The sequence below is a fragment of the Streptomyces sp. NPDC021096 genome, assembly GCF_040641275.1.
Classification (GTDB): domain Bacteria; phylum Actinomycetota; class Actinomycetes; order Streptomycetales; family Streptomycetaceae; genus Streptomyces.
In genome coordinates this window covers 1-12424 of the sequence record NZ_JBFADG010000037.1, presented here as the reverse complement: position 1 = coordinate 12424, position 12424 = coordinate 1, and the positions used below count along the sequence as shown (strand labels likewise).

The following is a 12424-nucleotide window of genomic DNA, read 5'->3' as shown; positions in this document are numbered from 1 at the left end:
CCGAACCCGCCCCTCGTTACTTGGTGTCGAGGTGCTGCTCGTAGACGGTCGGCGCCCCCGAGGCGCCGACCGTCGGTTCCGACATCACCGGCCGGGGCCGGTTCGCTGTCCGAGGGCGAGGACGAGTGCTGCGGCCTTGAGCCCGAGTTCGGCCGGGCCGGAGAGCGCTGGGTCGAGGTAGGTGGCCCCCGCGACGGCCATGAAGGCGACGGCTGCGCCAAGGGTCCACTTCGCCGCTCGGTGGCGCTCGGGATCCCCTACCGGCGGTTCGGGCCGGGACTGCTGATCGTTGGACATGGTGTCCTTCCTGTGCGGTGTACACCCACTACGTAGGTGTCATGGAGGAGGAGGATGTACGGCTCCACCTCTTTGCGTCGCGGGCTCGCGATGGACAGCACCAGCGTGTGATCGAATTCCGCGAAAGTGTTAGGAGCTCAGGACCACGGCGGCGCGAGCCAGCGGTACGGACGGAGCCGTCGGCGCCGCGGACCCGGGTGAAAGCCCCAGACGGCTACCGCCGCGCCCACCCGGCGCCGGCAGGCGAGTGGCGGTCTCGCCTGCGGCACATCACCTATTCACGGCGGACTGAGTCCGCTTCCAGCTATGTCTTCTCGGCGCGGCGCCCCTGCTTGGGCAGGGGCGCCGTTCGTCGTCTTCGGAGGCTCTTCACCAAGAGCGCGATTCGTACGCGAAAGGTGCGGTGAACGTACGCGATCCGTACGGTTCATGGGGTAGGGTGTTAGTCAGGAGGTGTTTCATGTCCGAGTTGTTCGACGCGGTCGACGCCCTGCTCGCGTCCCGCGCCGTGCTGCCGCCACCAGCGGAGCGCAAGCGGCTGCGTGCCGCGCACGGCCTGACGATCGACGAGGTGGCCACCGCGCTGAAGGTGCGCCGGGCCACGGTGTCCGGCTGGGAGTCCGGTAAGACCGAGCCCCGTCCGCCGGAGCGCGACGCCTACGCGCGGCTCCTCGAAGGGCTCGCGAAGCTCTACCCCGCCCCGGCCAACGCCACCGCGCCCGGCGAGGACACGGCGGTACCGCAGACCTTCACCGGCCCGACGACCCCGGCGCCGGAAGCACGGACTTCCGCAGGGCAGGTGCCCGAGGCGGTGGCCACGAATACTGCTGAGAACACCCAGGCCCCTTCCGTCGCCGTTCCCGCGCCGGCCGCCGCGCCGAGCCCGGCCCGCACCGCCAGGCCGTCGTCGACGTCGCGCCGCCCGGGCGCGCGGAAGGCAGCCCCGGCCGGAACCCCGGCGGGCGCCGACCCGCGGTTCGAGAACGGGCCGCTGGCGGTCGTCGACGTCGAGGACGGGCAGGTGGTGGCGTACTGCACCGGCGGCCTGGTCCTGGACGTGCCCGCCAAGAGCCTGCCGTCCCTGGTGGACTGGACGCTGAAGGAGGCGAAGCTCGGGCAGCCGAAGCTCTCCGGCCCCGGCAAGGACGCCGACCCGCTGCTCGTGCTCGCCGAGGCCGCCCTGGAGCGCTACGGCCTGCCGGTCACCCTCACCGACGAGGAGCGGCTCGCCGGGCGGATCCCGGAGGGCCACAAGGTCATCAAGCAGCTGACCCGCGCCGACTGGCAGCTGACGAAGAGGGGCTTCGGGCCCTGGGCGCGCATCTACCGCCCGGCCAAGGGCTCGGACCGCCAGTGCGTGCAGCTGTGCATCCCGTCGTGGAACGCGCTGGACACCCGGCACTGGGGCGCGGCCGGGCAGCTGCCGCCGGCGGAACTCGCCCGGCTCCTGGGCGTGTACGCCTCCCGGGTGATGACGCCGCGCGGCTCGACCGCCGTGACCGGCCTGGAGCTGATGACCGCCCTGCACCCGGCGACCCGCGCCTCCGAGCCCGACGCCGACGGCAAGCGGCACTCCGAGCACAACCCCGGCTCGCTGGGCAAGGACCCGGTCGACTGCGCGCCGTGCGAGGCCCCCGACGGGCACCCGCTGCTCAAGGAGCTGGGCCGCTTCCACGTCCGTGGCCCCGGCGAGAGGCTCTTCGAGGAGGCATACGACTGGGCCCGGCCCATGACCGACGACGAGTGCACGCTGCGCCACCTCGTCGGCCTGGACGTGAACATGGCGTTCGCCGCGGGCGCCAACGGGCTGCCCGTCGGCCTGGGCGCACCCACGCACGTGAAGAACCCGGTCTTCGACCCGAAGCTGCCCGGCTCGTGGCTGGTGGACCTGAGCCACGTCGACCTGTCGAAGGTGAAGGTCGGCAAGGAGTGGGTGCAGCTGGACGGCAGCCTGCTGCCCTCCCCGTTCACGCCGAAGGGCGAGACCCCCGAGGGGCCGGCCTGGTACGCGACGCCGACAGTGGCGTATGCGGTGGAGCTCGGTTACGACGTCGCGCCGACCGAGGCGTACGTCCGGTACGACAACGGCCGCTACCTGGACGGCTGGTACAGCCGCCTGCGGGACGCCTACCTCGCCACCATGGCCGACCTCGGCGTCGACGCCGACCTCGCCCCGGCCGACTTCCTGGCGGCGATGGACGGCTACAAGCAGCGCGACCCGCAGATGGCGATCCTGGTCTCGGCCATCAAGGCGACCGTCAAGGGCGGCCTGGGCAAGCTCCGCGAGAGGCCCCGCGGCGAGGGCTGGCGGCCGGGTGAGCCGTGGCGCGCGCTGGCCCGGCCGACGTGGCGGCCGGACATCCGCGCGGCGGTCATCTCCCGCACCCGGATCAACCTGCACCGCAAGATCGTCAAGCACGCGGCGTTCACCGGGCAGTACCCGATCGCGATCCTGTCCGACTGCGTCGTCTACGCCGCGAACGGCCCGAGCCCGCTGGACTTCCTGCCCTACCGGGAGGGCAAGCCGCTCCCGGGCGGTTTCAAGCTCGGGGTCAACCCGGGCCTGGTCAAGTGGGAGGGCACCCAGAGCGTGCTGTGGGGCGAGGAGGTCCGCGAGCGGCACAACGCTCCGGAGCTCAACCTCGCCCGGTACATCAAGGACGGCAACGTCACCGACGACGACAACGGCGAGTAGGGGAGCGGACAGGCGATGGCCAAGGAGTTCGGGGACGGCCTGGACCAGGCGGTGCAGAAGGCGTTCACCCGCCCCGCACCCAAGGGCGCGGGCACGCAGATGCGGTACCTGGTCAAGCAGCTCAAGGCCACCAAGGCGGTCGCCGAGGTGCTCGGGATCTCGCAGCGGCAGGTGGAGCGGTACGTCGCGGGCCAGGCCAAGAAGCCGCGGGCCGACCTCGCCGCGCGCTTGGAGCGCGAGGTGAGGAAGCGTTGGCAGCCGCAGATCAGGGCCAAGGCCCGGGAGAAGGCGGCGACCACCGGCGGCATCGTCATCGACGTCCACGCCCGCCTCGGCTACACCGGCGCACCGATGGACAGCACGGACGAGGCCCGCATCCGGCACCTCACCGTCGCCCTGCCCCCGCAGCACGCCGCCCGGCTCTTCGACGCCCAGCAGCAGGGAGCCAACGAGAACACCCTGCGCCAGCTCACCGCCGAAGCCCTCAAGGAGGTCTACTTCCAGGACAGCGGCCGCCGCGCCGGCTCCCTCGAAGAGGTCCAGATCAACGACGTCCTGGACCTCGAGTTCGACCTCTGAGCCAGGCATCACCCCGAACAGCCCGTGAGCCCCGGACCGATGCGGTCCGGGGCTCACGGGCGTCCGTACGCGGGCCCGCTCAAGGGCCGGCCATCGTGCTGCTCCGCGTCTCAGACGGCCTGGCCGACACGGATGAGCCGCTCCTGCGTGTAGCCGAAGAGGAGGTCGACGTGCCGGCGGAAGAGCGGGGGGTTCGCGCAGCACACCTTGGCCAGCGAGGGAGCCCCGCCCTTGGTGGTCGCGTAGCGTCCCTGGTCGCCCTTCGGGTCACGGGCGTACAGGTCCCGCACGAACTCGACGACCAGGTGCTGCTCCTCGCCCCCGGCGAAGAGGTCGTCGCCGCTCTCCTGCAGATGCTTCAGCAGCTTGCCGAGGTCGTGGTTGAAGCTCTGCCCAGGTCCGACGAGCGCCTTCAACGAGAGCTCGGCCAGCTGCCGGGCGAGGAAGAAGGCCGGCTGCGGGATCCCGGCGTCGATCAACGCGACGGCGCCCGCGTAGAACTCGCCGATCGTCTCGTCGGACGCGTTCACGCAGTTCGTCCGGGATAGGCACAGCGCGTCGGGCCACTCGTGGTGGGCGTCCATGTCGCCGAACGGGCTCACATAGGTCATGCCGGGCATTGTGCACCGGCAGCTCGGCCGCGAGGGACCGGATTTCCGCGCTCGCTCACCGCTAGTCGTCGCTGCCGAAGCCACGGTCGAAGCCTCGGAGGACCGGGTCCAGTTCGGCCGCGGCCCCGCACAGGGAACACAGCCGAGTGCCCGGGTGCTGCGCCGCGTCCAGGGCCCGGTCCAGGGTGAGCACCGGCGCCCCGGCAGGGGCCTCCGCGCAGTCGACGGCGTGGACGGTGCCCTGGCCGGGCCCGCGGCCGCCGGCCTTCGCCAGCACCCAGCCGGACGGGCGGCGCGGCCCCAGCTCCCTCTCCACGAGCGAGGGCGGCTCCAGGTACTCCACGGGCACGCCGTCGTACGAGACGCCGTCCAGGGGCCGTACGTGCTGGGGCGCGCGGACCCAGACCCGGTACTCGGCCGGCTCCACCGTGTCCCCGGGGCCGTTGCGGTACGCGGGGATCCCCACCTCGTACAGCCAGCCGTCGCGGACCTGCCGCTTGGACCACAGGCGTCCGACGACGTCCTGGTCCCCGGGCAGCAGCACCCGGATGGGGACCGGCACCGATTCGGAGGCGGAGGAGGACGACGTCATGCCTCCACCGTAGGCGCCGCCCCCGACAGCACCCGCACTGACCTGCGCGAACGCGGACTCTGTCCACAGGCCGGGGCCCAGAGCATGCCGGTATGACGAACGACGACGCACAGCAGCCGGCCCCGGGCCGCGGCAAGGTCCTGGAAGCCCTCGCGCAGGCAGAGCGGAAGGTTTTCACTCGGCCCGCACCGAAATCCGCAAAGGCCCAGATGAAATTCCTCCTCACGCGCGCGAAGGGCTCGACCAAGGTCCTGGCCGAGCGTCTGGGTGTCTCCCGCCGGACGGTGGAGCGCTACCGCGCCGGGACCCTGACGACCCCGCAGAAGCGGCTCCAGGCCGCCCTGGTGGAGGAGACCGAATCCGAGTGGCAACCGCAGGTCAGGGCCCAGGTACGCGAACAGGCATCGACCACCAGCGGCATGATGGTGGACGTCACGGCGTACTTCGGATTCGTCGGCAAGGGCAGCTCGGACGACGGCCGCGAGCGCTCCATCACCACGGACATCTCACCCACCTACGCCAAGCAGATCCTGGAGCTCCAGGCAGCCGGGGCGACGGAAGAGGACCTGCATCCGCTCGTCGCCGAGGCCATCACCGAGTCCTATTTCACCGAATGGGGCACCCGGGCCAAGGGCCTGCGCGCAGATTTCACAAACGTTGTGGCGATAGCTTTCCGGTTCTGACACGGCGGAATTCTGGAGCTGCTATAAACCGTATTTGAGCCGAAGCAGGTTAGTTGTCACATAGGCAGGCTTGTTGTCACCGACGGGGCCGCGGGCCGTTGTCGATCGCCTCGGGCGCACGTAGGTTCCGGCATGTCACCGGCAGAGCGGTGGCCCAAGGAGAGCGGGCGTGATCTTCTGAGACGAAGTGTTCGCCTTGCTCATGTGCGGGCGGGCCCACCCCTCACAGGAGGTACGCCATGGCGGCGAACGAGGACGACGAGTTCGAGAAGATCTCGGACGAGACGGAAACGGAGACGGAGACGGACGATCTTCTCAACGCGAGCAGTGCTGAAGACTCCCCCCACCTGTTGCCGGGCATGAAGTCCGCCATGGGCATCCAGGGCTACACAGTGAAGAAATGGCCCGCGACCAAGGCGGAGATCATCGCTGCAGCCAAGGCCGACGGCGCTGATAAGGACCGTCTCGACCTTCTTTCCCAGCTGCCGAGTGCCTCGTACAAGGACATCCAGGCACTCAAGAGGGACTGGGATCGGATCATCCAAGGGTGAGCGCCGCGGTTAGCCATCCGGGCCAACTGCGGCGCACCAGGATCGCGGGGCGGGCAGGGCCGGCCGACGGGGTCGCCGTGCAGCTCAGGTGGCCGACGGAACAGCGGGAGCCGTGACAACAACCATGCATTCCGCGCTGCTGGTGACAAGCAGCGCGCCGACCTGGTGACGACTACCGTGCTGCGCCGCGCCGAATCGGCTGTTCAGTGGCCGTCGACGGTGACAGCTATCGCGCTTCGGCACAATTCGGCGGGCCGTCGACAACGCTCTGGCGGCGGCTCGCTTCCTGTCCGGACCACGATTGCGAGGCCGATGATGACCACGCCCTGGCCGCCCCGGCGCACCGCCGGCCGTCCGCTCCCCCCGCGCGTTGCCGCGCCCCGCGAGCCGGTCGACCCGGCCCGCATCGGCCGCCGCGTCGTACGGCGGGAGGCGAGGGGCATGGACGCGGGTGTTGTCGCGGCGGCCCTCGAGGAGGCGAGGTTCGAGGCGCGGCAGGCGTCCCGGTACGAGGACCTGGCCGACGATGTCCGTGGCCCGGCGGAGCTCGCGGAGTGGGAGCGCATCGCCGCGCTGCTCTCCGGGGCGCCGGCGGGCACGGTGTACGACCCGGACGCCGACGACGTCGTCCAGGCCGAGCTCGCCGCCGACGCCGCCGCCCGGGAGACCGAGCTGGGCGAAGCCGTCCGGATCGCGGCCCGCGCCAACCACCTCCAGGTGCTGCGCGACCTCGGCACCCTGGACCAGGCTGAGCCGGCCGAAGGCGACGAAGCCGTAAGCGACGAGCTCACCCGCCGCGCGGGCGGCTACGTCCAGGCCGACGTCGACGCCTGGCTCGCCCACGCCCTGGCCGCGCACCGCGGGCACTACCGCGACCCGGCCGCCCGCGACGCCGCCGCCGGCCTCCTGACCCCGCCGGTCCTCGCCCACGCCGCCCTGCTCGGCGAACTCCTGCGCCTGGTCCCCGACGCCGACGCCGACGAGCTGGCGTTCGCGGCCCGGCTCGCCGCCACCGAGCCCGAAGCCGTCGGCGCGCTCACCGCGCTCCTCACCCGCGCCCGCCCCGAGGCCCCCTGACCGAACCCTTCCGGTGTCATGCTCACAGAGCGTGTGCGTGACACCGGCTGTCACGCACACCCCGGGAAGCGTCACGCCACCTCAAATACGTCCATGAATGTCCGTTTCAGTGGCTCTCCAGGGCCGCCCCGGCCGGGATCCGCAGGCAGGCGTGACACATAAAAGTTGAACCCCCGAGTGCCGCCGATCCGTACGGAACGTGATCGTGAGTGACCCGTCTCATCGAACCTTGGCGAGTCTCATCGAAGTTTGACGGGTTGCGGGTTGTCTCACCTGAGTTTGATGGTGCGGTGAGCTGTCCTCGGGGGTGTTGGGGTTCCGGAAGGGGGCTTGGTGGCATTTACGGTTCGGGCCTGGTGAGACACGGCGCCGGGCGGGGGTCGCGCCTGGGCTGAATGTGAGTGGATCACGCGCGTGCACGCTGGGTATCTGCTTGGCTACAGTACGGAAGGGATGTTCCCATCCGGCGACCTCCGAGGAGAAGCGGCATGGCGACAGGCATCGTGAAGTGGTTCAACACTGAGAAGGGCTTTGGGTTCATCCAGTCGGACGACGGGGGCCCGGACGTGTTCGTCCACTTCTCCTCGATCCAGACCACCGGCTTCAAAGAACTGGCCGAAGGGGCCAGAGTCGAGTACGCCGTCACCCAGGGGCCCAAGGGACCGCAGGCTGAGCAGGTCGTCACGATCGGCTGACCGGGAGAACCGCGCCCGGCCCCGCCGCAGTCCGGGGGGCCGGGCGCGGCCTGTTCAGCGCACGTCGGTGTCGGCAGCCGACGTTGGGGGTTCAGGTTGTGCCGGTTCGGGGCCGGCCACGGTGGCCGCCTACCCGGCTGCCTCCCGGCCGGGCCGCGGCAGGCAGCCGGGCGAGCCAGGCCGGTCAAACTTCGCTGAGACTGGCCAAACTTCGTTGCGACAGGACAGTGAGCCCGGGTTCGGCCGGAGTGGTCCCGGGCCCTTCCGCCCGGCGATACCGTGGTGAGGCCCGCCAGTTACGCGCCCTGGAGCCCTCGATGAGCGAACAGCCGGCCCCCGCCGACACCGTCCGGCAGCAGCTAGAGCCCGCGGCCGCCGACGCGGTCCGTGCGTACGCGGCCCGGACCCGCGAGAACGCCGACCAGTTCGCCGCCGTCCTGGAGGACATCGCCGCCAACGGCCTGCCAGCGGTGGAGGACTGCACGCCGTGGGAGGAGCTCCGCGAGGCCCACCTGGCCCGGCTCGCCTCGCAGCGCCCGGCCGTCGCCTGATGGCCCCGCAGCACAGCCCGCGCCGCGCCCGGATCGCGTTCTCCGACTCCGCCGCCAAGCAGCTGGAGGCCATCACCAGCGAGGCGGAGCTCCACGCCCTGGACCGCGCCCTGGTCGTCGTCTCCGTCGACCCCGACATCGGCGAGGCCCTCCCCGGCGACACCGCCGGCCCCCAGCTGCGCCAGTACACCGACGACCTCGAACGCGTCCGGCTTCTGTACTGGGTCACCGCGCTGCGCACCGTGGTCGTCGTCGCCTACATCGAGGTCTGACCCGCGAAGGAGTCCACCGTGCCGTCGATCGTCCAGGAGCTCTCCGGCCACCGTGACCTCGGCGGGCTGCGCATGGTGGTGGTGGAGTGCCCGGCCCAGGCGACCATGCTCCGCGAAGGCCCGGCACAGGACCCCGGGCCGGGCGCGGCCTGGCTCGCCTACCTGTGCCCCGCGCACGCCGTGGACCTCGACGGGTGGCCCGGTGCCACGGACCACCCGGACACCGGCACCATGCCGTGCGGCACCGTTCTCGACTACCGCTCCGGCGAGCAGCAGCTCCAGTCGCACGCGGACCTGTGGCTCACGCGCTTGACCGGAGTGGACCCGGCGGCGCACGACGGGTGGGCCGACGTCCTGGACCAGGCCGACCGGATCCTGCTCGCCCGGGTCGACGAGGCCGCGGCCGCCGGCGAGGACAGCCCGCTGCAGAACATGCTGGCGCTGATGGACGTGGCCAAGCGGGCCGCAGCCCGAGGCGACCTCGGGGTGGCGGCGACGTCCCTCGCGTACTGCGAGACCTTCGCCCAGAGCCTGTGACCTCGGCGTTGCACCCTTGCACCCATCGCCCGGGAAGCCTGCAACAGGCACTGCAACAGCCAGGTGCAACAGCGCCCGCGTTGCGAAACACGCCAGGCAGCGGGATCCGGGCGCGTGTTGCACCCCGCGTTGCAGGCCCCGCCGAGCCGCGCCCGGCTTCCACGGCTCGTTGTCAGTGACCTGCTCGGTGACCCGGCCGTCCGCGCCGCTCACATGATCCTTCCCGGCGCTGTACGGCCCTCTGCGGCGCTCTGACGCCCTTCCGGCTCCCCCCAGCGGCGATCAAGAGCCTCCGAGGCGCTCACAGGGGCGTACAGCGCCTCACGGGCCCGGCGCGGCGTCGCCGACCTGGAAGAGCCGGCGCCAGCAGCGGGGCTCCGGTGCCTTCTCACCGCCGGTCTCCTCGCCGTTCCCGGCTCCGAGCTCTGCTCTCAGGGGGAAGGAGATACAGCCCGCACGCAGGTACTACAAGTACCTAACTACATTGGGGTGCAAGACGGCCCCCGAGACCGGCCCGGCCTGGGACCTCGGCGGCAGTCCGGTGCAGCACGGCCGTGCTGCTCGCTGCTGCCCCTGCTGCTCCCGGCGGTGAAGGGTGCAAGGCGCCGCTGCTGCTCGTGCTGCTGCTGACCGGCGGGGTGCAGCAGGCCCGGCTCCGGGGTGCAGCGCAGCATTCGCACGACCCGGACGGGACACGGCTGCTGCTCGTGTAGCAAGGCCGACCTCACCGGTGCAGCGGGCGGCTGCTGCACCGGGGCCGGCTACCGGCTCGCGGCTGCTGCTCCGACGTGCTGCTCGGCTGGGGCTCGCGCAGCCGCTACCTGGGTGACGGACGAGTTTGTTCTGGAGGACCAGAACAAACCGGTTCAGCTGGTGCTACCGGAGGCGATCCCGTGTTCGGGCCTGCATCCGCTGGTTGTTCTGCTCCTCCAGAACAATCCGGTTTAGCTAGTGATACCGGCTTGATCGCGGGCACGAAGAAGGCGCTGCACCCGGGGGTGCAGCGCCTCGTGGCCTCGCGGGGCCAGGGCCGTCAGCCGGTGGCGGCGAGGTTGGCGACCTGGGCGGCGTACCGGGCCCGTCGCTGCTCGGTGAAGCGCTCGGGTTCGGCGGCCTTGATCTCCGGGATCGGCATGGGGTAGGCGACCTTGCCGCCGGTCAGCAGTGGGTGGAGCTGGTAGAGGCCGTCTTCGAGGCTCCAGGCGAGTCCGCACTCGCGCAGTTCCTTGAAGCCACGGTTCACCGTGGGCTTGCTGGCCCCCAGTTCGCGCGCCATCTCGTTCTGGCTGATCGTGGCGGTGCCGCTGTCCGGGTCGCTCAGGTACATCAGCTCGTCCAGGACGCGGCGGCCGGCGGTGGTGATGTCGACCAGGGCCAGGAGGCGCAGTACGGCGCGGGGGATCTCGACGGGCGCCTCTGTGGGAGGGCTGGGGACGTAAGAGCTGCTCACGGAGCCTCACCACTTCCGATCAGGACGACGCTGCAACAACGAGGATATGCCGCGCGGGATCACGCGCTCGCCTTGCGCACGGGCTTCCGCTGGCGGAGAGCGACGACCTTCTCCTTGCGGCGGGCGGCCTCGGTGGCCTTCTTCTCGGCCTCCCGCTCCTGGCGCCACTCAGTGGGGTAGTCGGGGTGCGGGATGATGCAGACCGGCCCCTCCGCGGCGTTCCAGAGCTTCTGCCACTTCTCCTGCTCGCCGGAGGTGCCGGCCACCGTCAGCCACGGGTTCAGCTGGAGGGTGCCGCGCCTGGCGGTGCGCATCCAGCCGATGTGCGTGAAGAACTGGCTGGCCTCGTTCACGGAGGCTGCCGACAGGTTGCACCGGGTCTGGAGATCACGCTGACTGGTCTTCACGAAGCCGCGGGGGACCGCGCGCTCCTTGTCGTCGGCCCGGTTCGCGTTCTGGAGCGCCATGAGCTTGCACCAGACCTGGAACCAGCTGCCGGGCGCCTTCAGGCTGCCGAGCACGTCCAGGAGCAGCCGGGCGTCCAGGACGTAGCCACTGACCTCGGCGCTCGCGGCGAACTCTCGGCCCTGGATCTTCTCCACGCCCAGGATCAAGCCGCCCTTGCCGTCCGACCGCGCGACCACGCGCTCGCCGGGGCGGACGATCGGCAGCTGTTCCATCAGCACAGTCCTCCAGGGATGATCAACGGTTCGGTGAGCACGGTAGCACTAGGTAAACCGGCTTGTTCTGGAGGGGCAGAACAAACGGTGCCTCACAGTCACCTAACGACTCGTCAGGTTCGGGGTGACTTTGTTCTAGGTTTCCAGAACACTCGGGAGCCGTTTGTTCTGGAAACCTAGAACAAACGGTTTCGCTTCGCCGCAGGTCAGGGCCGTTTTCGGCGTGGATCCCTCTTAGGTGTCTTTAGACACCAGCCACCACCCCAGCCCCCGCTGCCACGCCGCGCACCACGCGGCAAAAACCGCTGGTCACAGCGGGCGTGTCGCTGCCGACACCCACCGGATCGGGGTAGCCGGCCTCCGTGGCTGAGCTCGCTTCGCGTGCGGCGCCGCCCCCGGGTGCGGGTCGGGGACAGCAGCAGCGGCTCTGAGTCTCGGGTGGTACCAGCCGTGACGATCAAAAGCCCGGAAGCGTGGCTGGTCCCGGGGGGAGGTTCCGCCGCCCGGCCCTGGGGGCCGTTCGGCTCCGGTACCTCCGCACGCCGGAATTCCGGCTTTCTCATATCCGAGGTACCGTTCTGTGGCTGAGGTCGGACACTTCCCAATTCGTGATTCCTCGCCTAAGTGGTGGGCTTCATGCGGGCGCTGATGGAAGCTCAAAATCCGAACCCCGCCCGGGTGGTTGGGGGGTGTCTCGTGTTTCCGCCAACGGTACATGCTGCATCAACCCGATGCACCCGCTACACTAGAACCCGACACGAACGAGCGACCCCCACCCCTCCGTAGCCAGCCAGGCCCACGCAGTGGGCCCCAACGGTTCTGGAGGCGCAGCCGGAAGGACCGTCAGGCGGGGGAGCGCAGCGGACCCGCCCCAGGAGGGCGCAGCCCTCCTCTCCCTCCCCAACTCCCCTACAGGAGGCCCCACCAGCCGCACCGTCAGGACCCGATCGGCCCGGCCGCGCATCGCGCGGCCCGCCGGGCGCGCAGCGGCCGGCCCCACTGGCTCCCGGAGCGCAGCGCAGGGAGCCGCCCACGCTTCGCGTGGGCGCGGGGAGCGCAGCGACACCCCCCCCCGTGCCCACGCCCCCGGCTTGGGCCAGGACGGAGTAGCCGCCACAGAAAACCAAGACAAAATAAAAAAAACAAATAATGAG

At 70.7% G+C, this 12424-nt stretch carries 15 protein-coding genes; 10 read left to right on the top strand and 5 right to left on the bottom strand.

Annotated features, from left to right (window positions below):
* Positions 1-84: 84 nt before the first annotated feature.
* A complete protein-coding gene (locus AB0G59_RS27780) occupies positions 85-297 on the bottom strand; it encodes a hypothetical protein (RefSeq protein WP_360917086.1) in 213 nt (70 codons plus the stop codon).
* Between the two features lie 460 nt (positions 298-757).
* Here AB0G59_RS27780 and AB0G59_RS27775 point away from each other — a divergent pair, with 460 nt between their 5' ends.
* Both AB0G59_RS27775 and AB0G59_RS27770 read left to right on the top strand, forming a co-directional pair.
* Complete coding sequence (locus AB0G59_RS27775) at positions 758-2992, top strand: helix-turn-helix transcriptional regulator (RefSeq protein WP_360917083.1); 2235 nt, start codon at positions 758-760, stop codon at positions 2990-2992.
* A 15-nt stretch (positions 2993-3007) separates the two neighbouring features.
* A complete protein-coding gene (locus AB0G59_RS27770; protein WP_360917080.1) occupies positions 3008-3571 on the top strand; it encodes an XRE family transcriptional regulator in 564 nt (187 codons plus the stop codon).
* A gap of 110 nt (positions 3572-3681) precedes the next feature.
* On the opposite strand, the gene AB0G59_RS27765 is transcribed toward AB0G59_RS27770, so the two are convergent.
* Together AB0G59_RS27765 and AB0G59_RS27760 are read right to left on the bottom strand one after the other, a co-directional pair.
* Positions 3682-4182, bottom strand: coding sequence for a hypothetical protein (locus tag AB0G59_RS27765; protein WP_360917077.1), 501 nt, complete (start codon positions 4180-4182; stop codon positions 3682-3684).
* A gap of 61 nt (positions 4183-4243) precedes the next feature.
* Positions 4244-4774, bottom strand: a complete 531-nt coding sequence (locus AB0G59_RS27760; RefSeq protein WP_360917075.1) for a DUF6233 domain-containing protein — start codon at positions 4772-4774, stop codon at positions 4244-4246.
* A gap of 92 nt (positions 4775-4866) precedes the next feature.
* On the opposite strand from AB0G59_RS27760, the gene AB0G59_RS27755 reads away from it, so the two are divergent.
* From AB0G59_RS27755 to AB0G59_RS27720, 8 genes are all read left to right on the top strand, one after another.
* The gene (locus AB0G59_RS27755) at positions 4867-5457 is read left to right on the top strand and encodes a terminal protein (RefSeq protein WP_360917072.1); all 591 of its coding nucleotides are present in this window, start codon (positions 4867-4869) and stop codon (positions 5455-5457) included.
* A 239-nt stretch (positions 5458-5696) separates the two neighbouring features.
* Entirely contained in the window at positions 5697-6008 is a 312-nt protein-coding gene (locus AB0G59_RS27750; protein ID WP_360917069.1) for a DUF2795 domain-containing protein, read from the top strand.
* Positions 6009-6320: 312 nt separating this feature from the next.
* Positions 6321-7085, top strand: a complete 765-nt coding sequence (locus tag AB0G59_RS27745) for a hypothetical protein (RefSeq protein WP_360917066.1) — start codon at positions 6321-6323, stop codon at positions 7083-7085.
* 488 nt (positions 7086-7573) lie between these two features.
* Positions 7574-7780, top strand: a complete 207-nt coding sequence (locus AB0G59_RS27740; protein WP_360917063.1) for a cold-shock protein — start codon at positions 7574-7576, stop codon at positions 7778-7780.
* Between the two features lie 317 nt (positions 7781-8097).
* A complete protein-coding gene (locus AB0G59_RS27735) occupies positions 8098-8331 on the top strand; it encodes a hypothetical protein (RefSeq protein WP_360917060.1) in 234 nt (77 codons plus the stop codon).
* Complete coding sequence (locus tag AB0G59_RS27730; protein ID WP_360917057.1) at positions 8331-8603, top strand: hypothetical protein; 273 nt, start codon at positions 8331-8333, stop codon at positions 8601-8603. The genes AB0G59_RS27735 and AB0G59_RS27730 overlap by 1 nt, the downstream gene beginning before the upstream one ends.
* A gap of 18 nt (positions 8604-8621) precedes the next feature.
* Complete coding sequence (locus AB0G59_RS27725) at positions 8622-9140, top strand: hypothetical protein (RefSeq protein ID WP_360917054.1); 519 nt, start codon at positions 8622-8624, stop codon at positions 9138-9140.
* Between the two features lie 554 nt (positions 9141-9694).
* Positions 9695-9853, top strand: coding sequence for a hypothetical protein (locus tag AB0G59_RS27720; protein ID WP_360917051.1), 159 nt, complete (start codon positions 9695-9697; stop codon positions 9851-9853).
* A 320-nt stretch (positions 9854-10173) separates the two neighbouring features.
* Here AB0G59_RS27720 and AB0G59_RS27715 read toward each other — a convergent pair whose 3' ends face one another.
* On the bottom strand, positions 10174-10590 hold the full coding sequence (locus tag AB0G59_RS27715; protein WP_042809017.1) for a helix-turn-helix domain-containing protein: 417 nt from the start codon (positions 10588-10590) through the stop codon (positions 10174-10176).
* Positions 10591-10649: 59 nt separating this feature from the next.
* A complete protein-coding gene (locus AB0G59_RS27710; protein WP_360917048.1) occupies positions 10650-11270 on the bottom strand; it encodes a hypothetical protein in 621 nt (206 codons plus the stop codon).
* Positions 11271-12424 lie beyond the last annotated feature (1154 nt).

What these genes read in the sequence shown, in the direction of transcription:
- AB0G59_RS27780 (WP_360917086.1), bottom strand. Translation starts at nt 297, where the DNA reads ATGTCCAACGATCAGCAGTCCCGGCCCGAACCGCCGGTAGGGGATCCC.
- AB0G59_RS27775 (WP_360917083.1), top strand. Translation starts at nt 758, where the DNA reads ATGTCCGAGTTGTTCGACGCGGTCGACGCCCTGCTCGCGTCCCGCGCC.
- AB0G59_RS27770 (WP_360917080.1), top strand. Translation starts at nt 3,008, where the DNA reads ATGGCCAAGGAGTTCGGGGACGGCCTGGACCAGGCGGTGCAGAAGGCG.
- AB0G59_RS27765 (WP_360917077.1), bottom strand. Translation starts at nt 4,182, where the DNA reads ATGACCTATGTGAGCCCGTTCGGCGACATGGACGCCCACCACGAGTGG.
- AB0G59_RS27760 (WP_360917075.1), bottom strand. Translation starts at nt 4,774, where the DNA reads ATGACGTCGTCCTCCTCCGCCTCCGAATCGGTGCCGGTCCCCATCCGG.
- AB0G59_RS27755 (WP_360917072.1), top strand. Translation starts at nt 4,867, where the DNA reads ATGACGAACGACGACGCACAGCAGCCGGCCCCGGGCCGCGGCAAGGTC.
- AB0G59_RS27750 (WP_360917069.1), top strand. Translation starts at nt 5,697, where the DNA reads ATGGCGGCGAACGAGGACGACGAGTTCGAGAAGATCTCGGACGAGACG.
- AB0G59_RS27745 (WP_360917066.1), top strand. Translation starts at nt 6,321, where the DNA reads ATGATGACCACGCCCTGGCCGCCCCGGCGCACCGCCGGCCGTCCGCTC.
- AB0G59_RS27740 (WP_360917063.1), top strand. Translation starts at nt 7,574, where the DNA reads ATGGCGACAGGCATCGTGAAGTGGTTCAACACTGAGAAGGGCTTTGGG.
- AB0G59_RS27735 (WP_360917060.1), top strand. Translation starts at nt 8,098, where the DNA reads ATGAGCGAACAGCCGGCCCCCGCCGACACCGTCCGGCAGCAGCTAGAG.
- AB0G59_RS27730 (WP_360917057.1), top strand. Translation starts at nt 8,331, where the DNA reads ATGGCCCCGCAGCACAGCCCGCGCCGCGCCCGGATCGCGTTCTCCGAC.
- AB0G59_RS27710 (WP_360917048.1), bottom strand. Translation starts at nt 11,270, where the DNA reads ATGGAACAGCTGCCGATCGTCCGCCCCGGCGAGCGCGTGGTCGCGCGG.